25 protein-coding genes are annotated in these 24,651 nt (G+C 44.7%); 14 read left to right on the plus strand and 11 right to left on the minus strand.

Translation table 11 applies throughout. The features are described 5' to 3' along the window. Nucleotides 1–360, plus strand: a 360-nt coding sequence (locus QZW47_RS23370) for a hypothetical protein (RefSeq protein WP_293132258.1), incomplete at its 5' end; no start/stop codon positions are given. Here QZW47_RS23370 and QZW47_RS23375 read toward each other — a convergent pair. Then, nucleotides 344–862, minus strand: coding sequence for a peptidase C15 (locus QZW47_RS23375; RefSeq protein WP_293132260.1), 519 nt, complete (start codon nt 860–862; stop codon nt 344–346). The genes QZW47_RS23370 and QZW47_RS23375 overlap by 17 nt on opposite strands. Before the next feature lie 245 nt (nt 863–1,107). On the opposite strand from QZW47_RS23375, the gene hisH reads away from it, so the two are divergent. Further along, the gene (gene hisH, locus QZW47_RS23380; RefSeq protein WP_293132263.1) at nt 1,108–1,743 is read left to right on the plus strand and encodes an imidazole glycerol phosphate synthase subunit HisH; all 636 of its coding nucleotides are present in this window, start codon (nt 1,108–1,110) and stop codon (nt 1,741–1,743) included. A 132-nt stretch (nt 1,744–1,875) separates the two neighbouring features. On the opposite strand, the gene QZW47_RS23385 is transcribed toward hisH, so the two are convergent. Next, nucleotides 1,876–3,198: an NB-ARC domain-containing protein gene (locus QZW47_RS23385; RefSeq protein WP_293132266.1), complete on the minus strand. Its 1,323-nt coding sequence runs from the start codon at nt 3,196–3,198 to the stop codon at nt 1,876–1,878. Nucleotides 3,199–3,318: 120 nt separating this feature from the next. Then, nucleotides 3,319–3,471 carry a hypothetical protein gene (locus tag QZW47_RS23390; protein ID WP_293132269.1) on the minus strand — a complete coding sequence of 51 codons (153 nt, stop codon included), beginning with the start codon at nt 3,469–3,471 and terminating at the stop codon, nt 3,319–3,321. A 72-nt stretch (nt 3,472–3,543) separates the two neighbouring features. On the opposite strand from QZW47_RS23390, the gene QZW47_RS23395 reads away from it, so the two are divergent. From QZW47_RS23395 to hpsO, 8 genes are all read left to right on the plus strand, one after another. Continuing rightward, on the plus strand, nt 3,544–4,005 hold the full coding sequence (locus QZW47_RS23395) for a CHAP domain-containing protein (RefSeq protein ID WP_293132272.1): 462 nt from the start codon (nt 3,544–3,546) through the stop codon (nt 4,003–4,005). Nucleotides 4,006–4,229: 224 nt separating this feature from the next. Further along, nucleotides 4,230–4,652, plus strand: coding sequence for a hypothetical protein (locus tag QZW47_RS23400; protein WP_293132274.1), 423 nt, complete (start codon nt 4,230–4,232; stop codon nt 4,650–4,652). Between the two features lie 29 nt (nt 4,653–4,681). Next, nucleotides 4,682–4,888: a hypothetical protein gene (locus QZW47_RS23405; protein WP_293132276.1), complete on the plus strand. Its 207-nt coding sequence runs from the start codon at nt 4,682–4,684 to the stop codon at nt 4,886–4,888. 233 nt (nt 4,889–5,121) lie between these two features. Then, nucleotides 5,122–5,664 carry a 16S rRNA (guanine(966)-N(2))-methyltransferase RsmD gene (gene rsmD / locus QZW47_RS23410; protein WP_293132279.1) on the plus strand — a complete coding sequence of 181 codons (543 nt, stop codon included), beginning with the start codon at nt 5,122–5,124 and terminating at the stop codon, nt 5,662–5,664. Nucleotides 5,665–5,921: 257 nt separating this feature from the next. Continuing rightward, nucleotides 5,922–7,382 (plus strand): phosphoglucosamine mutase, encoded by a 1,461-nt coding sequence (gene glmM / locus QZW47_RS23415; protein WP_293132349.1) that lies wholly within the window; start codon nt 5,922–5,924, stop codon nt 7,380–7,382. Nucleotides 7,383–7,577: 195 nt separating this feature from the next. Beyond that, nucleotides 7,578–9,203, plus strand: coding sequence for a glycosyltransferase family 39 protein (locus QZW47_RS23420; protein ID WP_293132282.1), 1,626 nt, complete (start codon nt 7,578–7,580; stop codon nt 9,201–9,203). 18 nt (nt 9,204–9,221) lie between these two features. Then, complete coding sequence (hpsN, locus tag QZW47_RS23425) at nt 9,222–10,196, plus strand: hormogonium polysaccharide biosynthesis glycosyltransferase HpsN (RefSeq protein WP_293132285.1); 975 nt, start codon at nt 9,222–9,224, stop codon at nt 10,194–10,196. Nucleotides 10,197–10,233: 37 nt separating this feature from the next. Next, nucleotides 10,234–11,403: a hormogonium polysaccharide biosynthesis glycosyltransferase HpsO gene (hpsO, locus tag QZW47_RS23430; RefSeq protein WP_293132288.1), complete on the plus strand. Its 1,170-nt coding sequence runs from the start codon at nt 10,234–10,236 to the stop codon at nt 11,401–11,403. Between the two features lie 385 nt (nt 11,404–11,788). On the opposite strand, the gene QZW47_RS23435 is transcribed toward hpsO, so the two are convergent. After that, the gene (locus QZW47_RS23435; protein ID WP_293132291.1) at nt 11,789–12,418 is read right to left on the minus strand and encodes a DUF3455 domain-containing protein; all 630 of its coding nucleotides are present in this window, start codon (nt 12,416–12,418) and stop codon (nt 11,789–11,791) included. Between the two features lie 166 nt (nt 12,419–12,584). Here QZW47_RS23435 and QZW47_RS23440 point away from each other — a divergent pair, with 166 nt between their 5' ends. Then, nucleotides 12,585–13,862, plus strand: a complete 1,278-nt coding sequence (locus tag QZW47_RS23440) for a glycosyltransferase (RefSeq protein ID WP_293132293.1) — start codon at nt 12,585–12,587, stop codon at nt 13,860–13,862. Between the two features lie 12 nt (nt 13,863–13,874). Here the strand turns inward: QZW47_RS23440 and QZW47_RS23445 are convergent, their stop codons facing one another. The 5 genes from QZW47_RS23445 to QZW47_RS23465 form a co-directional block, all read right to left on the minus strand. Continuing rightward, a complete protein-coding gene (locus QZW47_RS23445) occupies nt 13,875–15,839 on the minus strand; it encodes a TerD family protein (RefSeq protein ID WP_293132295.1) in 1,965 nt (654 codons plus the stop codon). Between the two features lie 226 nt (nt 15,840–16,065). Next, nucleotides 16,066–16,626, minus strand: coding sequence for a TerD family protein (locus tag QZW47_RS23450; protein ID WP_293132298.1), 561 nt, complete (start codon nt 16,624–16,626; stop codon nt 16,066–16,068). Nucleotides 16,627–16,931: 305 nt separating this feature from the next. Beyond that, entirely contained in the window at nt 16,932–17,336 is a 405-nt protein-coding gene (locus tag QZW47_RS23455) for a DUF4359 domain-containing protein (protein WP_293132301.1), read from the minus strand. Between the two features lie 307 nt (nt 17,337–17,643). Then, complete coding sequence (locus QZW47_RS23460) at nt 17,644–18,609, minus strand: M48 family metallopeptidase (protein ID WP_293132304.1); 966 nt, start codon at nt 18,607–18,609, stop codon at nt 17,644–17,646. Nucleotides 18,610–18,783: 174 nt separating this feature from the next. Continuing rightward, nucleotides 18,784–18,924: a hypothetical protein gene (locus QZW47_RS23465; protein WP_293132307.1), complete on the minus strand. Its 141-nt coding sequence runs from the start codon at nt 18,922–18,924 to the stop codon at nt 18,784–18,786. 19 nt (nt 18,925–18,943) lie between these two features. Here QZW47_RS23465 and QZW47_RS23470 point away from each other — a divergent pair, with 19 nt between their 5' ends. Beyond that, nucleotides 18,944–19,495 (plus strand): cupin domain-containing protein, encoded by a 552-nt coding sequence (locus QZW47_RS23470; RefSeq protein ID WP_293132310.1) that lies wholly within the window; start codon nt 18,944–18,946, stop codon nt 19,493–19,495. A gap of 534 nt (nt 19,496–20,029) precedes the next feature. On the opposite strand, the gene QZW47_RS23475 is transcribed toward QZW47_RS23470, so the two are convergent. After that, the gene (locus QZW47_RS23475; RefSeq protein ID WP_293132312.1) at nt 20,030–21,643 is read right to left on the minus strand and encodes an NAD(P)/FAD-dependent oxidoreductase; all 1,614 of its coding nucleotides are present in this window, start codon (nt 21,641–21,643) and stop codon (nt 20,030–20,032) included. Between the two features lie 341 nt (nt 21,644–21,984). Here QZW47_RS23475 and QZW47_RS23480 point away from each other — a divergent pair, with 341 nt between their 5' ends. Further along, a complete protein-coding gene (locus QZW47_RS23480) occupies nt 21,985–22,113 on the plus strand; it encodes a hypothetical protein (protein WP_293132315.1) in 129 nt (42 codons plus the stop codon). A gap of 55 nt (nt 22,114–22,168) precedes the next feature. Further along, nucleotides 22,169–22,759, plus strand: a complete 591-nt coding sequence (locus QZW47_RS23485) for a chorismate lyase (RefSeq protein ID WP_293132318.1) — start codon at nt 22,169–22,171, stop codon at nt 22,757–22,759. Between the two features lie 258 nt (nt 22,760–23,017). Here QZW47_RS23485 and QZW47_RS23490 read toward each other — a convergent pair whose 3' ends face one another. After that, a complete protein-coding gene (locus QZW47_RS23490; protein ID WP_293132322.1) occupies nt 23,018–24,328 on the minus strand; it encodes a cytochrome P450 in 1,311 nt (436 codons plus the stop codon). Nucleotides 24,329–24,651 lie beyond the last annotated feature (323 nt).

Genomic DNA, 24,651 nt, shown 5'->3' on the forward strand with positions numbered 1-24,651 from the left:
CCGGTTTCTAGTCCCTGCGCTCAACCTCAGAAACCGGGTTTCTACGAGTTTTGGCGATTGGTAACGAGAAATAGTTGTAGAAACCCGGTTTCTAGTCCCTGCGCTCAACCTCAGAAACCGGGTTTCTCTGAGTTTTGGCGATTGGTAACGAGAAATAGTTGTAGAAACCCGGTTTCTAGTCCCTGCGCTCAACCTCAGAAACCGGGTTTCTACGAGTTTTGGCGATTGGTAACGAGAAATAGTTGTAGAAACCCGGTTTCTAGTCCCTGCGCTCAACCTCAGAAACCGGGTTTCTCTGAGTTTTGGCGATTGGTAACGAGAAATAGTTGTAGAAACCCGGTTTCTAGTCCCTGCGTGTAGTTAGGCGGTTCATGATTAATAAAAAATCGGCGACAATTTTGTCGAGATTTTCATCAGTGAAAATTGGGACGTGGACGAAAATAGATTGAGCGGCAATTTTAGCATCGTAAATATGCTTTAAAACTGCGTAATATAGGGCTTCGCAAACATATTTCCCGGCTTCGTGACTGATTTCGGTGGTGGCTAAATCAGCGATGAGCGGTTCGAGCTTGACTGCTGTTTTCAGAATGTCTGTATCGCCACAAGCACAAGATTCTATGGTTAAGTTTTGCCGGCTTTCGGCCATGCCGCAGCAGATAATGATGTCGGGTTTGATTTTGTTGATTTGGGCGATCGCCAAATTCGGCGCTTCTTCAAAATCTACGGGCAGTTTTCTCAAAAAAGTCAGGGAATAAGGTAAATATTGCTTTTGAGAAATTTTGGCTAATAAGTCATCGGAAGAGTTCGATTTCTGATGCGGAAGCCAAGTATCAAATGATGTTAGCAGGATTTTGTTAGTCATATAATTTCCTGTGTATCGATCGCAATTAAATAGGTTCGTAGTGAGGACTTTAGTCCGTAGAATTTGATGCGGACTAAAGTCCTCACTACGAACCTTTATTATGGGTAATTTTGTGCGAATATAGGTTTGTAGTGAGGACTTTAGTCCGCAGAATTTGATGCGGACTAAAGTCCTCACTACGAACCTTTATTATGGGTAGTTTTGTGCGAAAATAGTTATATTGATAATATAAGGCAAGTAAGTCAATGTCTGTCATCGCAGTAGTGGACTATGACATGGGTAATCTGCACTCGGTCTGTAAGGGCTTGGAAAATGTGGGTGCAGTGCCAAAAATTACGGATTCTCCTGCTGTAATCGAGCAGGCTGATGCGGTGGTTTTGCCCGGAGTGGGTTCGTTCGATCCGGCAATGCAGAATTTACGATCGCGCAATTTGATCGAACCGATAACAAGTGCGATCGCCTCTGGGAAACCTTTTTTAGGCATTTGTTTGGGTTTGCAAATCCTGTTTGACAGTTCCGAAGAAGGTGTAGAACCGGGATTGGGCGTTATTCCGGGAAAAGTCCGCAGGTTTCGATCGGAACCGGGGCTGACAATTCCCCACATGGGATGGAATCAGTTGGAATTTCCTCAGCCGGATCTCTCGCTGTGGGAAGCTTTACCCGCCGATCCTTGGGTGTATTTCGTGCATTCTTTTTATGTCGATCCGATAGATTTGGAAGTGCGATCGGCAATGGTGACTCATGGTAGTCAAAATGTGACCGCGGCGATTGCTAAAGACAATCTGATGGCGGTGCAGTTTCACCCGGAAAAGTCTTCGAGTACGGGATTGAAAATGCTGTCGAATTTTGTCAGTCTGGTAAAGACAAAAGTTGCCGTTTAGGTAATAGATCTCTTGCCTTGATCGCCCAGTTAGTTCGTAGTGCGGACTTCAGTCCGCTTTCCGACTGCGGACTGAAGTCCGCACTACGAACCAATCTTACTGCGGCCAATCCGACGGATACGATATAAATACCTATCGCTCGATCGCATATTTCCTCACTACCGGCTGCAACGTGAAAGCCACATTACCACTGACTGTGATTTTCTCAATTAGCGATCGCCATCCCAGAGATTCCAGCGCTTCCATCAACTTCGAGGTCGAAACTGGTGCAGAAAGTCTCCCCCGCAATTGAGCGAGTTCGATTGGCACTCCCGCAGTTGCCAACTGTTTGATTACATCTTTTTCTAATAATGAAAGTCTTTGAAACTGCTGATGTAAAACGTGGTTGATTTGACCTAAAAATACTGTGTTTTCTCTGATAAATTCCGAAGTTTTACCGTTAAATAGCTCTAAAATCATTGCCGCAACAATCCTGAGTGCTAAAGGATGACCGGCATAAGATTCAATCAATTCATCCCATTGTTTTTCTTTAACTAAGCCTCTTTCTGTGAGAATTTCCCGCGCGGCCATGTTGTCTAAACCTGTAAGTTTATAAGAACGAATCGGACGAGTTTGACCTTCCAACAAAGCAATATCTCTTGATTTTTCTGAACTGGTAAGCAACAAACAGCTTTGATGGTTGGATTCTCCTATTTGTCTGAATAGTCTTTCGTAGTCTTCGTAGCCCGATCGATATTTACCAGCCAAACCGCCCGTATCTAAAATAGTTTCCACCCCGTCAAGCACAATCAAACAGCGGTGTGCTTGGAAATACTCAATCAGCCTCGAAACGCCGTCGCCCAGGTTTTCCGGCAGTTTTTTGCCTTGACTGTCGCAGATAAATGTAATGGCACCGATCGCCAAATCTTGACAACTCGGCTGATTCGACAAACTCCGCCAGATTACAAAATCAAACTCGTGCTGAATTTGCTTGACTAATTGCGCGGAAAGTGCAGTTTTACCAATTCCGCCCATCCCGAAGATCGCAACTAAGCGACAGCGATCGATCGAAATCCAGGTTTTCAACAAACCCAATTCTTCCCGGCGGCCGCAAAAACCCGAAATATCCGGCAATTCGCAACAAGTTTGCCGGATTTGAGGAGTGGGCGCGGGCGCAAGATTGCCGGAAATATCCCCGGAAGTGCGATCGTCAGCTTCGAGTCGCAGTCCAAAAGCTGCAAACAAACTCTCAATTTTGGCTGTGTCAGCCGGTGCTCGTCGATTCAATATATTAGACACCGTATCCGTCGAGACGAAGGAGGGCGAATTGCGATTAAGTCCAGGATCGGTTTGTTCTGAGATGGTTTGTAAGCTGGGGCGATCGGCAAATTTGAGATAAATTGCGTCCCAGATTTTCTTCCATCCTTTGTCTGTGAGTATTCTGCCGCGATCGCGCCTTGCTTTGGGTACAGTCATTGGGATTTTAGATTTTAGATTTTAGATTTTAGATTTTAAATCGAGAGATCGAGTAGCGCACTCCGCTTGAGACGGCGGTTGGGGAGTGAACACCTTGTCAGATATGGGCGTGCGCCGGAATTAATCGGAATTTGCGATCGCCCCGGAAGAAACCGGAGTTAACAAACTGCTCTCCTTAAATTTTATAACGCCTGAAACCCTTTCCGAACAAAGGCTTGACAAAAATATTTCTGGCTCTTCCTTAACTCCTTGTTTAACTCCCGGATCTCCCATTTCGGTTTATTTGCCATTCTGCGAAAGTATCAACAGTTAAGCAAACAACCGCAAACAAACAAGGAATCAACCATGAAATTATTTACTTCTTCCTCCAAAATCTCTCTCGCTTTGTTAACTGCTTTCGCCGCCACCAGCACAGTCGTAACTGCTACTTTCTCCAGCATCAAACCAGCCGTAGCTGCACCATTTTGTCAGTGTGTACATTACGCAAACAATCGCTTTCAACTGCGTCCTCCCTATGTTTGGAGTGCCAAAGATTACGGTTCAGTGTTGCAACGTAACGGCTTCCGTCAAGTTGGCCCTCAACCCGGTTCAGTTGTAGTTATGCAGTCTTCATTCCCCGGGGCCGATCGCACTCACGGACACATTGGAGTAGTAGAAAGAGTTAACGGTAACGGGACGATCGCCGTTCGAGGTAGCAACCAAGGAAATCGCGGTTTGTTCGGCGAATTCAACTGTGGCAATGTCAACGTTACTAACTTTGGAACTTCTGTTAACGGCCGCCGCGATGTCTCATTTTGGGTGCGATGACATCAATCATAGGTCTGCCTATTGATCGAGATTCTTAACTCCTTGCTTAACTCCCGATTCTCCCCTTTCCGTTAGCTTTTGGTTGTGGCAAAGTATCGATAGTTAAGCAAGCAACCACAAACAACCGCAAATACTAAACAAGGAATCAACCATCTAAAATCTAAAATCCAAAATCTAAAATCCAAAATCTAAAATCTAAAATCTCTTAATAAGGAAGACAAACCATGATTGCTCAAAACCAACTGCAAAAAGGATTCGGAAAACTAGCTATTGTCGGAACGCTGTCTGTAATGGCGATCGCCTCAAGCGCTGAAATGAGTTTAGCACTCCCCCTCAGACCAATTCTCCGCCGCGCTTTTGAAGGCATTTTGGGGATTCCCTCTAATCCTCAAAATCTCCCAGAAAATCAACAGCAATTTCCCCAAGGAAGTGCTGGTTATCCTGAAACTTTTCCTGGAAATGCTGCACCTCAATATCCCGGACAGCCCAATGGTATGCCGCCATACCCAACTTCCCAACAACCAGGATATCCGCAACCAGGTTATCCGCAACCAGGTTATCCGGTTTATCCACAACCTTATCCTGCTCCAGCACCGGTATCTCCTCCGGTGCGGCAAACCCAACCGGTAATTATCAACAACTTTTGATCGCTGTTATTCCGTAGGGGCAATCCCCGGTGATTGCCCAATCTTCGGAATTAATTCCCAATTCCCAATTCCCAATTCCCAATTATAATTTTATGAATACTCCTGCTGTTTCGTTTCCGGTTAAAGTTGTGTTAGTATCGCTTGTGGTCAGCAATACTGTATTATGTGTGAAACAAGCTCAAAGACCAGTATGTGAATCTAGTCAAGCAGAAAATACTGTCAAATCTGGGTTTTAAATGATACAATTTTATCGAAAGAATGGAGCTGCTTTGTCGGCTCCAAATTCCATTTTTAGTCAAGTTATAATATTATTTATAAAAATTAGTGGTACTGATTGAGTTGGTAGCTTGTTTTCACTAGCCCGAAGTGTAATATCAAATCCGGTAGCATCAGAATAATAAATTTCTCTCCTCTTCCTCTGCGTTCTCTGCGTTCTCTGTGGTTAAATAATTCCGTCTTCTTCCTTCTTATGAGTATCAGAATCTATGGCAACCGCCAAATCAAAACTCTGCCGGGACTCGCAACTCGCCCCACACTTGCACGAGTTAGAGAAGCTTTATTTAATATTTGGCAGGGGACGATCGCAGATTGCAGATGGCTTGACATTTGTACCGGTAGCGGTTCGATGGGGGCAGAGGCTTTGTGTCGCCAAGCCGCGAGTGTTACGGGTATCGAACAGTCGGCGAAAGCTTGTGCAATTATCCGCGAAAATTGGGAGCAAGTAGCAGACGAGTCTCAAGTATTCCAAATATTGCGGGGAAACGCGATCGCGAAATTGGCGGCACTAGCACCACAGCAGTTCGATCGCATTTACTTCGATCCGCCCTACGCCAGCGACTTGTACGAACCTGTGTTAAATTTGCTCGCGGGCCAAGAAATGCTAGCACCTGATGGGGAAATTGCGATCGAACACAGCCCGGAGCGATCGACACAACCGATTCCCGGCCTAGAAATTTGCCGCCAAAAAGTATATGGCAATACAGGATTAACTTTCTATACGCGGAGTTGCTGACAATCTCAAAGGCATCAGCATCATCTCAAATCCGATGCCGAATGATAGCGAGCGCTGCTGTTGGCGCGCCGGGAATCACATTTTTTCTATTCGCTACAATAAAAACTTTTCGGACGACGCTAAGCTTGCTGCGTAGGTTGTCAGAGCAAGTTTCCTGAGCAATCCCAGAAATAAATCAACTTTACGCTGAAAAAAAGATCTTTCAGTTGTAACATGAACTGCAAAGTGTGAGTGTGAATATTCCTAAAGGAGTGAATATGGTTCAGACACCTTCGCGCCATCGCGGCAGCGAGTTTTCGGCTACTAACTCGGTACAACCAGTCAAACGCGATACAATTCTGCTGGGAAATAGCCTCTCCCTGCCCAATACAAAACTTTTCGGCACAGACGGAATTCGCGGGAAAGTTGGAGAATTGCTAACTGCACCCCTAGCGCTGCAAGTCGGATTCTGGGCTGGGCAAGTTCTACGCCAAAACTCCCCCAACCAGGGCCCTGTGATTTTGGGCCAAGACAGCAGGAATTCCAGCGATATGCTGGCAATGGCACTGTCAGCAGGTTTGACAGCCGCCGGTTTGGAAGTATGGAATTTGGGATTGTGCCCTACTCCCTGCGTTGCTTATCTGGCTAGCATTTCCGAGTCTGTGGGCGGAGTGATGATTTCGGCTTCTCACAATCCCCCAGAAGATAATGGGATTAAATTTTTCGGCCCCAATGGCTATAAGCTATCTCAGCAGTTACAGGAACAAATCGAAGCAGGAATTCGGGGGGCTAAGGTTCCGGTTGCTAGCTTGATTTTGGGGCACCACTACCACCGCCCGGAGTTGATTAAAGATTATGCTGATTCTGTCTCAAATTCACTGCAACGGATGAATTTGTCCGGAATGCGGGTGGTTTTGGATCTGGCCTGGGGAGCAGCGGCGGGTTTAGCACCGCAGGTGTTTGAGCAAATGGGGGCGGATGTGATCTGTTTGCACAACTCTCCTGATGGATCTCGCATTAATGTTAACTGCGGTTCTACTCATCTGGAAAGTCTGCAAGCGGCGGTTTTGGAACACAATGCCGATTTGGGATTTGCTTTTGATGGCGATGCCGATCGAGTTTTGGGTGTTGACAACAAAGGTCGATCGATAGACGGGGATTACATTCTTTATCTGTGGGGCCGACAATTGCGCGCCTCCCAACAGTTACCGGATAATTTAATTATTTCTACTGTAATGGCTAACCTCGGCTTCGAGCGAGCCTGGGAACAACAGGGGGGCAAACTAACCAGAACAAACGTGGGAGATCAACACGTTCACGCTGAAATGCAGCGCACTGGTGCCATGTTGGGGGGCGAACAGTCGGGACACATTCTTTGTCCGCATTTCGGTATTAGTGGCGACGGTTTGCTGACAGCTTTGCATATGGCTTCGCTGGTGCGCGAGTCCGGAGAATCTTTGGCACAATTGGTCAGCGACAGTTTCCAAACTTACCCGCAGTTGCTGCGAAATGTGCGGGTGGACGATCGTGAAAAACGCTTAAAATGGCACGAATGCGAACCCATGCAACAGGCGATCGAGCGTGCTACAACTGCAATGGGAGAACAGGGACGAATTTTAGTTCGCGCTTCCGGCACTGAACCGCTGATCCGAGTTATGGTAGAAGCTGCCAGCGCCGATTTGGCTAATTTCTGGACTGAAAATTTAGTCTTAGCCGTTCAGGAACACATCGCTATCTGATCGAAATGGGAAAAAGGAAGAAGGAAGAAGGAAGAAGGAAGAAGGAAGAAGGAAGAAGGAAGAAGGAAGGAGAAATCAATCTCTAGAAAAATCCAGGGATATTGAAACTAATTTCTCACTGTTATTGCCTCTGACTTATTGCCTCTATACTAGATCAATAAATTCTTCTTTCTTCATTTTCCCATTTCTGATTTTATGAACAGCAAATCAATTCAAAATGGGCTGGGGCATCGAACTTGGTTGAAAACTTTAATTGTCGTCATATTAATAACGGGGATATTTTTTCGTTTTACTAATCTCGATCGCAAAGTCTACTCCTTCGACGAATCTATCACCTCGCTGCGAATTTCCGGTTACACCTGGACGGAAATGGTGCAGCAAGATTTTCAAGGTGCACCAATTAGCGTCGAATATTTGCAGCGCAAATACCAGCACATAAATCCCCAAAAAAGTTGGTGGGATACTGTCAAAGGTTTAGCTACAGAAGAACCTCAACTCCCGCCGCTGTATTTTGTTTTAGCCCGATTTTGGGTGCAGTTATTCGGCCCGGAAGTCGCGGCCATCAGAAGTCTTTCAGCTTGGATTAGTTTGTTAGTTTTCCCCAGCATTTACTGGCTGTGCTGGGAATTATTTCGCTCTCGCCCTGCGGGATGGATGGCTGTGACAATCACCGCTGTGTCGCCGTTTCACGTCTTGTACGCCCAAGAGGCAAGGCCGTACATGATGTTTGCAGTCCTCGTCTTGCTGTCGAATGCAATTCTGCTGCGGGCGATCGCCCTACACAAATCTCCCGCCCCATCTAAATGGAGCAAAGCAATTTGGTTGATTTACGCGATCGCCCTGACTTTAGGAATGTATTGTAGTTTATTATTTGTTTTAGTAGCCCTCGCCCACGGCATCTATGTAATTATAACTGAAAATTGGCGTTTGAGCAAAATATTGCTTGCTTATTTACTCGCTTTGGCCATAGCAACTATCATGTTTGCTCCTTGGATTTTTGTATTATTTTATAACTCGCCCAAAATCGAGGCAACAGTAGGCTTGCCCCGCATTTCACTGTCTTTATTTTCTGCATTTAAACCTTTGATTTTGATTACCTGCCGAAGTTTTATAGACACGCATTGGGCGGGAGGAATTATTAACTTGAGTTCGAGCGAGATCGCAGGAAATTTTATCCAATGGACTGTAGCAGCTCTATTGCTGCTAACAATCGCCCATGCAATATACTTGCTGTGCCGCTCAACTCCCAAACGAGTTTGGCTGTTTGTATTGACAGGTATCGCAATTACAGGGATAGTATTGATAGCAGTGAGAGGCGTTGCCGATCGCTACATGGTTCCCTATACTTTAGGAATCCAGATAGCTGTCGCCTACCTATTCACCGCTCAAATTTTAGGCGCCAACAATCGCCGCCAGCAAAAGTTGTGGCAGCTCGGTTTAATAGTGCTAATTTCGAGTCAAATAGTTTCTTGTACCGTCAGCTCGCAGTCGCAACTTTGGTGGAACAAATATCCTTCTAGCACTAAATACAATCCCGCAGTAGCCGCGATTGTCAATCAAGCCAAAAAACCTTTGCTAATCAGTCACGGAGGCAACAACATCACTGGAAAAATACTATCTATCACCTATCTGCTGAAGCCGGAAGTAGAACTTTTATTGGCAGTTAAACCAGAGCAAGTTAAAATACCTGAAGGTTTTAGCGATGTATTTCTCTACCGCAGCACCGAGCTATTGCGATTTGAATTAGAAGAAGTGCAAAAATATAAAATTACACCAATTTACCCATTGGAAAATGTCTGGCTTTGGCGTTTAGAGAAATAATGAAAGCGGCAACTGCGAATGATGATTTCTGTTGTGATACCCACCTACAACCGCGAGCAACCCCTGCGAGAGACATTGGCTGATACGATGCGCCAAAATTACCCGAATTTTGAAGTGCTGGTAATCGATCAAACTCGCACCCACGAATCGGAAACTCAAGTTTATTTAGAGGAATTGGCAAATGCTGCTAAAATTAGGTGGTTTCGGGTAGATTGGGCGAGTTTGCCGGGAGCTCGAAATTATGCCGTGCGCCGCGCTGTGGGAGAGATTATTTTATTTCTTGATGATGATGTACAATTGCCGGAGGGTTTTTTAGCGGCTCACGCTGCCAACTATTTAGAAAAATCTGATGTGGGTTGTGTGGCGGGTAGGGTTTTTGACAGAATGAAACTGGGTAATTCTGGAGGTGATTTGGCGATCGACTTTTTGCCCCCAGAAGCGATGGATGCGGGCATTGCTTGGTATTTTATCGATTTGGTGCACACAGTCAAACCGCAGCAGGTACTGTCGGCTAGAGGCTGCAATATGTCGTTTCGCAGGCAAGTTTTTGCCGAGTGGGGTTTGACGTTTGACGAGCGGTTTGTCGGGAGTGCGGTGCGGGAGGAGTCGGATTTTTGTTTGAGATTGCGATCGACTGGGATGAAAATTTGGTACGATCCCACTGCCTGTTTAGTTCACTTGGGGGAGGAAAGTGGCGGATGTCACGATGTCAGCACGCGATCGATCGAATATCAAATCACATTTTATCACAACCACTTCCTCATGGGATTCAAAAATTTAACAGCCTTTGAGTGCCTGCGATTTTTCGCCAAACTCTTTGACTGCCACGTTTTGGGGCATCCACCTTGTTATAAAAGCCGATCGCCCCTTAAAATCATCATTCGACTTACTTTTTATATCATCGGCTTCCTGAGCGCGCTCAATACATTAATTCAGTCTTTATGGAACGACGGACAAATTTACACCAACCAAGATAATATTAACGTTAAATAATTACAATCACCAACTATCAATTACCAATGACTCAATAATGAAAATCTTGGTTGTTAGCCACACCTATATAGTTGACATAAATCGGCAAAAATTCAAAATATTAGCCAACCTAGAACCAGACATAGAAGTAACAATTGTAGTGCCGCGATGTTGGAAACCCGGAGGCGTACAAAATAAAATTATCGAAACCGAATTTTATCAACAAGACTCATTTAAAATAGTTCCTATCTCCAATTTTAGTCAAAACAATCAAGGATTGCTAACATTTGGCATAGATATAATTAGACTATTACAGGAATTCAAACCGCAGATTATCCAAGTCGAACAAGGTTCAAAATCCCTAGCCTACACCCAGTTAATTTTACTCAATAAATTGCTCAAACTCAAAGCAAGAAATATATTATTTACATGGTGGAATCTATCTTATGAACTGAAATGGCCTATTTCTGTATTAGAAAATTGCAATCTTCATAACACCGACGGAATTATTGCCGGCAACCTAGACGGAGCTAAAATTTTGCAGCAGCGGGGCTACACAGGCGCGATGGAAGTAATGCCGCAACTCGGAGTAGATGAAACTTTGTTTTTGCCTGCTGGCAAAGACGCTGATTTATCGCGAAAATTAGGCATTCAACCCACGGATTTTGTGGTAGGATTTGTAGGGCGATTTGTCGAAGAAAAAGGACTGTTGACTTTAGCTGAATCCTTGGCAGGATTGAAAAAACTTCCTTGGAAGTGGCTGTTAGTAGGACAAGGTAAATTGCGATCGCACTTGGAACAAAAATGTAAAGAATGGGGCATCAGCGATCGCACAATCTGGGTAGAAAGCGTTTCTCACGAAGAAATTCCGCCCTACATTAACTTAATGAACTGTTTGGTATTGCCCTCGCAAACCAGCTATAAATTCAAAACTTTGACTGCTGTCGGTTGGAAAGAACAATTCGGTCATGTGTTAATTGAAGCGATGGCGTGTAAAATTCCAGTTATCGGTTCCGATTGTGGCGAAATTCCCCATGTCATCGGCGATGCGGGGTTAGTCTTCCCCGAGGGAAATGCAGGGGTTTTGCGCGATTGTTTGCAGAAATTGATGGAAGGGCCGGAGTTTGCTGCTGATTTGGGCGATCGGGGTTATCAGAGAGCCATCAGCAATTATACAAATCAAGCCTTAGCTGAGCAGTTATTGGATTTTTATAAAAAACTTTTGTAGGGTGTGTCGCTCCCCCCATCCCAAAATTTAACAGACAATCTCATAGATCCGCACCTGACACATCGGGTACAACAAACAACCCTCCGTTTCACTGCGCCCAACAATTGTTTTGTTGCACGATTTTGGAAAATTGGTATTATTCAAAAGTTCGTGCAAATAAAGCAACCATAATATTCGTAGGGTGTGTCGCTCCCCTCATCCCTAAATTTAACAGACAATCTCATAGATCCGCACCTGACACATCGGGTAGAACAAACAACCCTACGTTTCACTGCACCCAACAATTGTTTTGTTGCACGATTTTGGAAAATTGGTATTATTCAAAGGTTAATGCAAATAAAGCAACCATTTCTTTTGCAGCAAAACTTGGTAAAAATGGTATCACTTATTGAGCCGCAAAGAAATAGTAATCTGCTGTGTAATCCACACGGATAGTGGTATTTTGTTTTGAGGAATCGCATCCTGTAGCTGGGGCTTTGCCACCTTTAGTATTCAGGCGCTGGATATAGGTAACTTTGCTAAATAAGCCGTTACCTTCATTGCTTTTGGCACTGAGTAGCACCCAAGGAATCGTAGTGCGATCTGGCGAGTCCAAACGTTCTTTAACTTCGCCAACCACTTTACTCTTGTCTTTAGTATATTCCCAAGTTGGGCCACCGTAATGTTTGCCAACTAATGCGCCGCTTGCATTAAACAAATCAGCTTCCGGTGCTTTTAATGTCCATTCAAATTGAGTGCGATCGCCAGTTTTGGGTTGACACACGTAAATTTGCACGCCTTTGGCTGACATTTGGGATGTCAAAGCATTGCCAGCAGGGACTTTCAACTTTGCCGGCACATCAGGAAGCTTTTTATTAGCGTCGTTTGGGGTGGGACTCTGTGCGACGGGTATGGCTGATGCGGTTGGCTGTAATGGCGATACTTCGGCGGTAGCGGCTGCATTGGTTGTCGGATAACTAATGGCTGCTAACATCGATAGAGCGATCGGCATCAGTAAGAGAGATTTTTTAGACATTTTTGATTCAACTCCTAAAGTTACTTAAAAATGAACAGTGCTTTTTGGTATTCTGCATGATTAATCTTGCTTGACTATAGCACTTCTCTGTCACATAAGATATGCTTGGAAATAGGCAAGTAGATGAGCGGGAAAATCTACCCCCAAGTAACATCAATCGTTAATCATGCGAATTCTTCAAATTATCCCCTCAATTTCCCTCGTCTACGGCGGCCCGAGTCAAATGGTACTGGGACTTTCTGCCGCCCTCGCTTCCCAAGGCATTGATGTCACAATTATCACCACAGATTCTAATGGAGATATCGGTCAACTTTCCTTAGATGTGCCTTTAAATCAACCAATCAAACAAAACGGATATCAGATTATTTATTTCCGTTGTTCTCCGTTTCGCAGATATAAGTTTTCTCTGAGTTTATTGCAGTGGTTAAATCAAAATGCACGGCAATTTGACCTCGCTCACATTCACGCTTTGTTCTCGCCAGTAACTACTTTTGCCGCGACAATTGCCAGATATCACAAGTTGCCCTATATTATCCGTCCCTGCGGTATGCTTGACCCCGCTGACTTGCAGAAAAAAAAGCGCTTGAAGCAGATTTATGCTGCAATCTTTGAACGCCCTAATTTGGCAGGTGCAGCAGCCCTTCATTTCACTAGCAAACAAGAAGCTAAAATTTCAGAAAGGTTTGGTTTAGATTTTACAGGCAAGATGCCTGTTCCACAAGAAGATTTTACAGGCAAGATGCCTGTTCCACAAGAAGATTTTACAGGCAAGATGCCTGTTTCACAAGAAGAGAGCACAGGCAAGATGCCTGTTCCACAAGATTTGGTGATTCCATTGGGGGTGACAGCACATTTTTATCCTGAGATATTGCCGGATTCTGAAATACCAATCATATTATTTATGTCGCGGATTGAGCCTAAAAAAGGTTTAGATTTGCTCATTCCTGCACTGGAAACTATTTTGGCAGATGGCATAAAATTTCACTTTATTTTAGCTGGCTCCAATCCGCAAGATGCAGATTATGAAACAAAGATTAAACAGCTAATACAAAATTCAAGCTTAGAAAAGTTTACGACAATAACAGGATTTGTTAGCGGTGATTTGAAAGTTGAACTGTTGAGAAAAGCTGACTTATTTGTGTTGCCTTCGTATTACGAAAATTTCGGGATTGCTGTAGCAGAAGCGATGGCTGCTGGTGTACCTGTCGCGATTTCCGATCGCGTTTATATCTCGGATGACATCCAGCAAGCGGAGGCTGGGTGGGTTGCGCCTCTGGAGGTAGGGGCGATCGCCTCTATGATCAAATCAGCACTCCTGTCACCACAGGAACGCCAGCGCCGGGGCTTGAACGCGCAAGCTTATGCGAAAAAGTATTATAACTGGGAGGCGATCGCCCGACAAACCATCGATGCTTACCAGCACATTTTGGCATCTATTAACTAATGCAACTGAAATTTACCTTTTACTTCTTTTCCTGCGGCGACTTCTGGTGCTGCTGCTATCAGAATCTGGCGGCGAGATTTGCTCCGGGCTGCTATTCCTTTTAATTTCACTAGAGTCAGAGTTTGAGGCACTGTTCGCGGATTTTCTTCTAACTATAATTGGAACATTCAGAGAACTACCGCAGCGTCGCCCTAAAGAGTCTATATTCCTTCGATAATCGCAGATTACAGCCTGTGCAGTCGGTTCTTGACACTCATTAATAAAGTTTTTTGCTAATTGGTAATTATTTCCGTCTCCCTGCTTTGAGAAAAGTTCTCCTGCTTGGTGAAAGTCTGCTAATGCTTGCGATTTAGTTCCCAGCATACAGCGAATAGCACCTCGTTCTAAATAAGCCAAACCATAATCAGGCTTCACGCGAATAGCTTGTTCGTAATTGCCGATCGCCTTTTGCCGATCTCCCAATTCATAGTATGCTTGACCGCGACCCAAATAAGCTTCTGCTAAGTTAGGATTGAATTGCAGTGCGCGATCGTAATGGTAAATTGCCTGCTGCTTATTTCCCTGTTTTGAACTCGCAATTCCCAATCCGAGATAAGCTTGAGGTATATTGGGATTCAGCCCTAAAGCCTGATTGAAATTTGCGATCGCCCCCGCAACATCTCCCTTTTGAATTTTCAAAGAACCTTGGTTGCTGAAGTTCGTGGCTTTTTGAGCGATCGCCACTCTTTGACCGATAATAGCGCTATTGGCCCGGTAACTAGATAACTTATTTTGAGCTAAATTATAGACAGGTGTACCAGACTCGATCGCTTCTAAAAGCCCGATCGCCTGTTGCCATTTACTTTGACACTGATGCCAAACTTCCATCGGATGAGGCGGTTTCTGCACGAGCACAGCAGCTTCCATCGCCAGTTTTTGAGCTTTTTCTAGATTTTCTGCCCCCTGTAAATTTCGCCCAACCGGAACCAAAATCGGGCGCAGTGTCAGCAAATCAGCTCTCGCCTGTTGATACCCAAAGCCGGGGAAGTTAGGAATTTTCTCTAAATTGGCGATCGTTTCTTTAAGTCGTTTATCGAAACTTCTGAGCTGATTTGGATCAGTTGCTTGCGCTGCATTTTGCGTCTCAACTGCCAGTATTTTTGCTTGCTGGAGCGTTTCATTTGCCGATCGCATAGAAGATGCCGCAAATGCACCTGTCCCCAACACCAAAACTCCTAAACTTGCCGCTAAAGCTAGCGGTATTTTGCGACTTCGGGCATTAACTTGAGTGTTAATTTGCGATCGTAGCAGGTTCCCCGTATCGCCGGAAGCTTCCGGTTCTGATTCCACTTCTAACTCCCAAGCCGGCAACTGCAAATCATCTGCTGCCGTTCCTGTTGACAACTCGTGAGTAATTGGAGCAGTGTTATTGGTATTTCCGCTAGAATACTTATCAACAAAACTCTGCAATCCGGCCTGATATCCTTGTCCTAGCGCTTGAAATTTCCACTCTCCATTCTTTCTATACACGCGACCAAATTCTACAGCAGTCTCTCGCAAAAAATTCTCTTTTAATTCATACCGAACAAGTTCAATCCCTGTATCCAAATTAGAAATTTTGATAAAAGCACTTTTGATATTGCTAAAGTTGGCATTAATTTTTTCTGCTTCATGAATAGTGACAGCAAAAGTCATTTCCTCAATTTGTGGATTAACTTTTTCTAAGATAACGCCGTAAATAGTCTTATTTTCTTGACCTCGATTGTTTTTTTTAGGAATCGATTGCAGTACCGCACCGTCACAGGATTGCAGATTATTGTAAAATATCAAATATTTATCGTTAGGTACTTTGCCATCAGCACCCAGCATAAACGCAGACACATCAATCTCGTAGCTTTCTCCTGCCTCAGTCACCTGCCAACCGAGGGCGATCGCCATTTTTTTTAAATCCGGTGCTTCTTTAGAGATATTAAATCTATCACCCTTACTTAATTGCATTGGCATCTGCTTATTTGTCAAACATTAAATTTTATACTGCTAATGTTAATATTAAGTGGCACAAAAACTTTTCATCTTTAATAAAACTTAATATTTAGCCGACCGTAGCGGGGTTGATTAAAAATATTTGCTGCCTGTCTCTGAATTTATTGAGATTTACTTAGATATAATTACGTAAGTAAAAACCGGGCTTTCTACAAAACCAGGTTTCTAAATTATTACTATTTTAGCTACAATACTTGTCAACAAAACTCTGCAATCCTGCCTGATATCCTTGTCCTACCGCCTGAAATCTCCACTCTCCATTCTTTTTGTACAAACGACCAAATTCTACAGCAGTCTCTCGCGAAAAATTCTCTGTTAATTCATAGCGAACAAGTTCCCTTCCCGTATCCAAATTAGAAATCTTGATAAAACTATTTCTGATATTGCTAAAATTTGCATTAACTTCTTGTGCTTCATGAATAGTGACAACAAAAGTTATTTCCTCAATTTCAGGATTAACTCTTTCTAAGATAATGCCGTAAATAGTCTTATTCTCTTGACTTGGGTTATTTTTGTCTGGAATCGATTGCAGTACCGAACTGTCATAGGATTGCAGATTATTGTAAAAAATAAAATATTGATCGTTAGGTATTTTGCCGTCAGCACCTAGCATAAATGCAGAAACATCAATGTCGTAACTTTGTCCTGCCTCTGTCACCTCCCAACCAAGGGCGATTGCCATTTTTTTCAAATCCGGCGCTTCTTGAGTGATACTAAATCTCTCGCCTTTACTTACTTTCATTGCCATCTGCTTATTTGTTAAATATAAAGTTTTATCGTGTCAATTTCAGTATTATACCATTTAGAAAAAATGTTGCAACAATAAAATTGTTGGGCGGAGTGAAACAGAGGTTTGTTTCGTTCATCCAATGTGTAAGGTGCGTCGCTATTAGATTTTCAGTCTTTTTTAGAGATTGTCGATGGCGACACACCCTACATATACTGTCAACTGTCAACTGTCAACTGTCAACTGTTATACATAGAATTCTCAATAAAAAACCGGGTTTTGGAGAAAACCCGGTTTTGATAATTGAACTTAATTTGACTCTACTTTTGAGCATCTTGAGAACTAGGCGGGAGGGTGACAAAATTCCCAAAAGCCCCGACGGTTTGATAGCTTTTTTTGCCGACTTGAGTTGTGTAAATGCTGACAACGCCGAAGTTCTGACGTTCTGTTGTATTGTCGAGTAGGCTTTCGATCGATCTCCGCTGGGAAGTCAGCAAACTCTCTGCAACGCCACTCAAAGCTTTCGGTACGCGAGAATCATTGCGTACAGTGTTTTTAAACTCGGTTTCGAGTACGCCGGAAGCATAAGTTAGGTATTTGTCTCTGGGAGGATTGGTGAATGCCATGCCGGCGGCGAGCACGGTTAGGGCGATCGCCAGTTTGCCCACATTACCGAAAAAATTAGAAGTTGGTTTGTTAGTATTCATCGCTTTATCAATAATCATTTTTTCTTAGCCCCGTTGAGTTATAAGCTTATCTTGATTTAAACTACACCTCCTGAGAAACCGATTTCAGAAAGGAGAGGACAGTTTTTAGATTGGAGGCGAGTAAGAAATTAGGACACGGCAGTGCCGTGTCCCTACAATATGATTTTGGGTAGGGACACGGCACTGCCGTGTCCTCCTTATCATCTAGCCTGTCTTCCTTCTACTTTCCTCCCTCGCCCAAATCCGGTAAATTTTCCCAGACTTAGGCAAACAGTGGTTGGAGGCGCTAATTATGGCCGCAAGTAGCTTGCGGCACACCCTCAACTTATTTTTGCTGGGATTTTTGCCGATCGATCTCCCGCTGCAACTCTTCAATCTGACGGCGCAAAGCCTCCGTCTCGCTGTTAGGCGCTTGAGACTTGACATCTACCGCACCCTCAGCCACAGCCCGCTTGTAGTTCCCCAGCTTAATTTGGCGGTATTCCTCCGAACTCGCCCAATCCCGCAAATACCGCAGCCTTTCCACCGGGAAAGGGTGACTCAGCATCACGCCTTGGCCGCCGTTGTAAAGTAAAAATTTATACACTTGATTGAGATTGTCGCGATCGAGTTCTTGATAGTTGTCAGACTGGCGGATAAACTCTTGCAAACTGCATTGATCTGCATATTTACTGCTAACTCCCGCAAGTTGCATCATCGTTTTCATCACGCCATTTAAATCATCCGTCACCAACAAAGCGGCCCGATCCGCTGATAATTCAGCCTTGCGACGCCACTCATAAAAAGCGAAAATTAAACCGCTCCCGACCATATTTCCCAGCCCGAAAGTCATCTCGCCAATTGTCGAGGCGACGCTCATCGCCCACATCGCCATTTGATTTAAAGTTGGATGACCGCATTTGATGTGTCCCAACTCGTGAGCCAGCACTACTTTGATTTGGGCCTCATCCAACAAATCTAAAAGCCCAGTGTTTAGAACTACATAGGGCTGGTTTTTTCCTAGGGCATAGCTGTTAACCGCAGGATTTTGAGAAACAAACAAACCAGGCTCGGGAGAAATATCTAAATCCTGCACGCACTCTCGAAAAATATGATAAATGCTGGCATATTGGCGCGGCCCGACTTGTATGCTATTTCCCATGAGGTAAACGAATTGCGGTCGTTCGTAGACAAATTCTACAAATTTGCTGGCGATTAAGTCAAATCCCGGTACGCTACGCAATGCGGCCTCGGCTTGGCGATCGAGGGGATGCTGAAAAGCTTCGCTAGAAATTCCTGTATAAGTAGGCATGGTTGTTGCAAAAGTTACATTCAAGATATCAGTATTGCCGATCGCTGTGGTTGCTACCTGGCGCCTGACTTATCAATATTATCTCTTGTGGAACAGGCATCTTGCCTGTTCCAATCAGAGTTAAAATGGTTTTTCAGCGGTAGGCGCGATCGACAAAAATCTGGCAAAGTGCCCCTATGCAAGTAAATCGACGTAAATTAAACGTAAAATATCGATCGCTAACAAGCTTGCGGTATATGTCTTCTTCCTTCTGTCTTCTTCTTCCTTCTTCCTTCTGTCTTCTTCCTTCTTCCTTCTAGTTATCGCCTCACTCAACAATTTGGAACGTGCAAAAATGGCTATCCTGCGACATGAAAACGGTACAACCTACAATCAACTCAGCGACATTACCCGCGAACTCGCTCCCTTAAACATTCAACTCAACCGCTGGCCCGTGGGTGAGAGCCCAGAAATTCAAAATTTGTTAGCCAAAGATGCGCTTAGCGACAGCGAAAAAGAGCAAGTCCTGCAAGCCCTCGACTGCTACTTCCAACAACTCCAGGAAACCGCAGGCTATCAATCCCGCGACTTAATCGTACTGCATCCAGACATTCCCAACCTCGACACCTTGCTGTCGAAATTCAGTAAGTGTCACATCCACGCCGACGATGAAGTGCGCTACATCGTAGCAGGCGAGGGAATTTTCGGCTTCGTGCGGCCAGATGGTAGTCAAATCGAAGTCACTGTACAGCCGGAAGAATTCATCAACGTCCCGGCGAATACAGAACACTGGTTTTATTTGACTGCGACTCGGAAAATTAAAGCTGTGCGCTATTTTACCACGACTGAAGGCTGGACGCCGGAATATACGGATACTCAAATTCGTTTTCGCTTAGCTGCGGTTTGAAAATAAAGGTTCGTAGTAAGGACTTTAGTCCTCGGATTTTTGCGGACTAAAGTCCTCACTACGAACCAATTTTATTCAGGTTCGTACTAAGGACTTTAGTCCTCGGATTTTTGCGGACTAAAGTCCTCACTACGAACCAATTTTATTCAGGTTCGTAGTAAGGACTTTAGTCCTCGGATTTTTGCGGACTAAAGTCCTCACTACGAACCAATTTTATTCAGGTTCGTACTAAGGACTTTAGTCCTCGGATTTTTGCGGACTAAAGTCCTCACTACGAACCAATTTTATTCAGGTTCGTAGTAAGGACTTTAGTCCTCGGATTTTTGCGGACTAAAGTCCTCACTACGAACCAATTTTATTCAGGTTCGTACTAAGGACTTTAGTCCTCGGATTTTTGCGGACTAAAGTCCTCACTACGAACCAATTTTATTCAGGTTCGTACTAAGGACTTTAGTCCTCGGATTTTTGCGGACTAAAGTCCTCACTACGAACCAATTTTATCGATGTTTTTTAAAGTTTAACTTACATTTAAATTTAGTGATTTGAAGATTGCAATATGCTCAAAGCCACAGCCTCTGCAACCTTAATCCCATCAATCCCCGCCGATAGAATTCCACCCGCATATCCCGCACCTTCCCCAGCCGGATAAAGGCCTTCTGTGTTCAAACTTTGATAATCCTCTTTGCGCTTAATCCGAATTGGTGAAGAAGTGCGCGTTTCAACCCCAGTCAAAACCGCATCATCCATCGCAAATCCTTTAATTTGTTTGTCAAAAGCCGGAAGTGCTTCACGGATAGCTGCGATCGCAAAATCCGGCAAACTTGCGCTCAAATCAGTCATCACAACTCCCGGCGTATAAGAAGGCTGTACAGCACCTAGCGCCGTCGAAGGGCGATTTGCCAAAAAATCCCCCACAAGCTGTCCAGGCGCGTGATAAGTGCCACCTCCTAACTCAAATGCCCGTTCTTCTAGGCGACGTTGAAACTCAATTCCCGCTAACGGATGACCGGGATAATCTTCCGGCGTGATACCCACCACAATCCCGCTGTTTGCATTGCGTTCATTTCGAGAATATTGACTCATCCCATTCGTCACAAGTCGCCCCGGTTCCGAGGCCGCCGCCACTACCAAACCGCCGGGACACATACAGAAACTGTACACAGAACGACCATTTTCGCAATGGTGAACCAGTTTGTAATCGGCAGCACCCAAAAGCTTATGGCTGGGGCGATCGCCAAAACGACAGCGATCGATTAGCTGCTGCGGATGTTCTACCCGAAAACCAATCGAAAAAGGTTTAGCCTCGATGTAAACTCCGCGATCGAAGAGCATTTGAAAAGTATCGCGGGCGCTGTGTCCCACCGCCAGAACTATATAATTACTAGCAATATATTCTCCGCTAGCGGTGGTAATTCCCTGCACTTTGCCATTTTCGATATGGATATCTTCGACACGAGTTTGAAACTGAATCTCTCCGCCCAATGATTCAATTCTTGCCCGCATTTTTTGGACAATTCCCACCAGTTTCAATGTTCCAATATGCGGCTTATTAATATACAAAATTTCCGGTGAAGCACCCGCATTCACCAATTCCGTTAGTACCTTGCGCCCGTAATGTTGAGGATCTTTAACTTGACTGTAGAGTTTGCCATCGGAAAAAGTACCCGCGCCACCTTCCCCAAACTGGGCGTTTGATTCTGGGTTAAATTCTGCTTTTTTCTTCCAAAATCCAAAAGTGTCAGCCGTGCGATCGCGCACAGCTTTACCCCGTTCCAACAGGATAGGGCGAAATCCCATTTGTGCCAGCATCAGCCCCGCAAACAGACCGCACGGCCCCGTACCGATCACAATGGGCTGAACCGTCAAATTGCTGGGAGCTTCGGCTACATTGCGATAACTCATGTCTGGCGTCAGCATCACATGAGGGTCTTTTTTAAGGCGTTGCAGAAGTTGCTTTTCCTGTGTCGTTTCCACATCTACAATATAGACAAGGACGATTTGTGGTTTTTTGCGAGCATCGTAGCTGCGCTTAAAGATGGTGTAGCTGAGCAATTCTTCGGGGGGAATTTGCAGCTTTTTGACTACGGCGCTGGCGATCGCATCTTCAGCATGATCTAAGGGAAGTTTGATTTCGGTTATTCTTAACATAGTAGATTTTGAAGTCATTGGGCATTGGGCATTGGGCATTGGGCATTGGGCATTGGGCATTGGGCATTTGTCATTTGTCATTGGTCATTGGTCATTGGTCATTTGTCATTAGAAAAATTCAATAAAATCAGTCGAATAAAAGTATTTAGGAATTACCAGAAATAATTGGTTTAAAGCCGGATTCCTTTTAGGGACAAATTAAAATCAAACTATTCATTACTCCAATCCTCTTCCTTTTAGGTAGAGGTCGCCCTCCGAAGTCAACTGTCAACTGTCAATTGTCAACTGTCAACTGAATTACGCACCGGTAGCGAAAAAGCGTTTTTTTACGAGAAGAGGCGTTGAAACTGGCAGATTTGGCAAAAAACCCGGTTTCTGATAGTCGGAGTGCGATCGCGAACTGCATTATAACTAATTTACTCAACATCATCTGGGCGATCGCCAGTCGATTTTTGACTTTTGGCTTGTGACTGGACAATTGCAGAAGCGTTATAATAAACAAAAAATTAAGTTTTGTAAAGACCCTTGACTGCAACATTCACACCCAAAAACAGCCAAACCTGGCACGCTCTCAACCCCCTGTGGGAAGGAGCAGAAGACGCAGTACAGAAGGGTTTACCCCACACGAAGCTAGCACCAGCATGGCAAATACTGCTCCTAGGCGACGGTTCCCCTACCCGTCACCTGCAACTGTTGACAGGGGAGCCCACAGAAGTAGATGTCATCGATATGTCCTTAGTGGGTGAAGACGCAGACGGCGCGCCTGCTCAAATTGTCGCGGTTCCAGGGCCGCGCCTGCGCCGTCAAGTGTGGCTGCGTACTGCTTCGGGACAGCGCCTCGCCTACGCGACTTCTTGGTGGGAAGCGAGTCACGTAGATGAATATTTGGAAAATAAATCTTTGCCAATTTGGGCTAGTTTAGCACGGCTGCGGACTGAATTGTATCGCGACGTGCAAGGCATTTATTTCGGCGAGTCGGTGGCTTTGGAGTCGGCTTTTCAACAGTCGGGGCCTTTTTGGGGGCGACACTATTTATTTTGGCATCACGGGAAGCCGCTGACGCTGATTTATGAGGTGTTTTCGCCTTATTTAACTAAGTATTTGGGCCCGATGTAGTTGCGATCGCAGTAACATCTTAAGGTTCGTAGTGAGGACTTCAGTCCGCATCCAAGAAGGACTTTTAGACCCGATGTAGTTGCGATCGCAGTAACATCTTAAGGTTTGTAGTGAGGACTTCAGTCCGCATCCAAGAAGGACTAAAGTCCTCACTACAAACCAGTCAGTGAAGTAGACGAACCACGGAATAAATGGTGCGTCATTTATGAGATTAAGATTGATGATTAAAACATCGCTTTCCTGACGCACCCTACTACACTACGAACCTGCAATTTTTCGCCGGAACTTCACTCGCAAACCGTCGCGCGGGTGCGGAGTCGGTACTCGGATTAAATTCAAATCTTGATCCGGTAACAGATCCCATTCGCACTCCCGAACCATCCTCGCCGCAAACAGCTTCATTTCCAACCGCGCGAATTCTTTCCCCAAACATTCCCGCAAACCGCCACCGAAGGGCACGTAACTGAAAGGTTTCGCATTTGTCGATCGCTCGCCTCTAAAGCGATCGGGGTCAAAGCGATCAGGTTCGGGATAAACTGAGCTATCCTGATGCGTCTGATTGATTTCATAAAGCACATTCCAACCCTGGGGAATTTCGTAGCCGCCGAACTCACAAGCCTTAATTACCTGGCGAAAACCGCCTCCCACCGGCGGTACCAACCGCAACACTTCTCGCATCACCTGCTCCAAATAAGTCATTTGTTTGAGATGTTCTAAAGTTAGCGGTTCAGTAGCCGGAAACTGCTGTTGTTCCGCACGAACTTTTGCCATCACATCCGGGTTTTGAGCCAGCAGGAGGCAAAAAGAGGCGATCGCCGAAGTCAGAGTTTCGTGTCCCGCAAACAACAGCAACAGCACTTGATCCTTCAACTCTTCCAAACCCAAAGAATTACCCTCATCATCGCGAGCGCTAATTAGCAAACCCAAAGCATCATTCCCGCCCGGTTTTCCTTGCTGTCTTTCTAGAATAATATTTTCTAGTTCAGCTAAGAGCAAATCGCGGCACTTTTTCGCCTTACCAAACTTAGTCCAAGGCACATCTAAAGGAATTGAAAATAAGCCATCACACCATGTTTCAAAATAATGTCCCAGGGCAGTTTCCGAACCATTGTCAATCCCAACTAACAGTTTTCCAGCCACATCAAAAGTATAATTTCTCAGTTCAGGATACCACGCGAACTCGCTCATTTGCGTCCACTTTTCCAAGTAGCGCCCAGTGATATCTTCCATCCCGTCGATGTAGCCCGCCAGAGCTCGCGGCTGAAAAGCTTGATACAGTAATTTGCGCCGATTTTGATGGTCAGAACCCGTTTGCAGCGACAAGGAAAGTGGCCCTAACAGCGCTTTCGTGCTGGGAGGCCAACTCACAACAAAATACTGGTTTTCATGGCTTAAAACAAACAAATTCGCCTCAGAGCCGGACACAAAAACGGTAGGCTGTCCGAGGATGCTGGTTTTGAAAATTGGCCCGTACTGCTGGTGTCGTTTTTTGGCGAATTGCGAATCTTGTAAAAACTTGAGGGTATCGCCAATTAGTGGTAAACCCAAACTACCTGGAGGTAATGTCATTTTAGATTTTAGATTTTAGATTTTTCATATCATATCAATTTCAGACAAGTTTGGTAAAAAACCATGATAGGTTTGTAGTGAGGACTTCAGTCCGCATCCAAGAAGGACTGAAGTCCGAACGATCGAACCTATTGAACATTCTGTTTTTTGAATCGGATTGAGACAAGTTTGGTAAAAAACCATGATAGGTTTGTAGTGAGGACTTCAGTCCGCATCCAAGAAGGACTGAAGTCCGAACGATCGAACCTATTGAATATTCTGTTTTTTGAATCGGATTGAGACAAGTTTGGTAAAAAACCATGATAGGTTTGTAGTGAGGACTT

Source organism: Microcoleus sp. bin38.metabat.b11b12b14.051, from assembly GCF_013299165.1.
Classification (GTDB): Bacteria; Cyanobacteriota; Cyanobacteriia; order Cyanobacteriales; family Microcoleaceae; genus Microcoleus.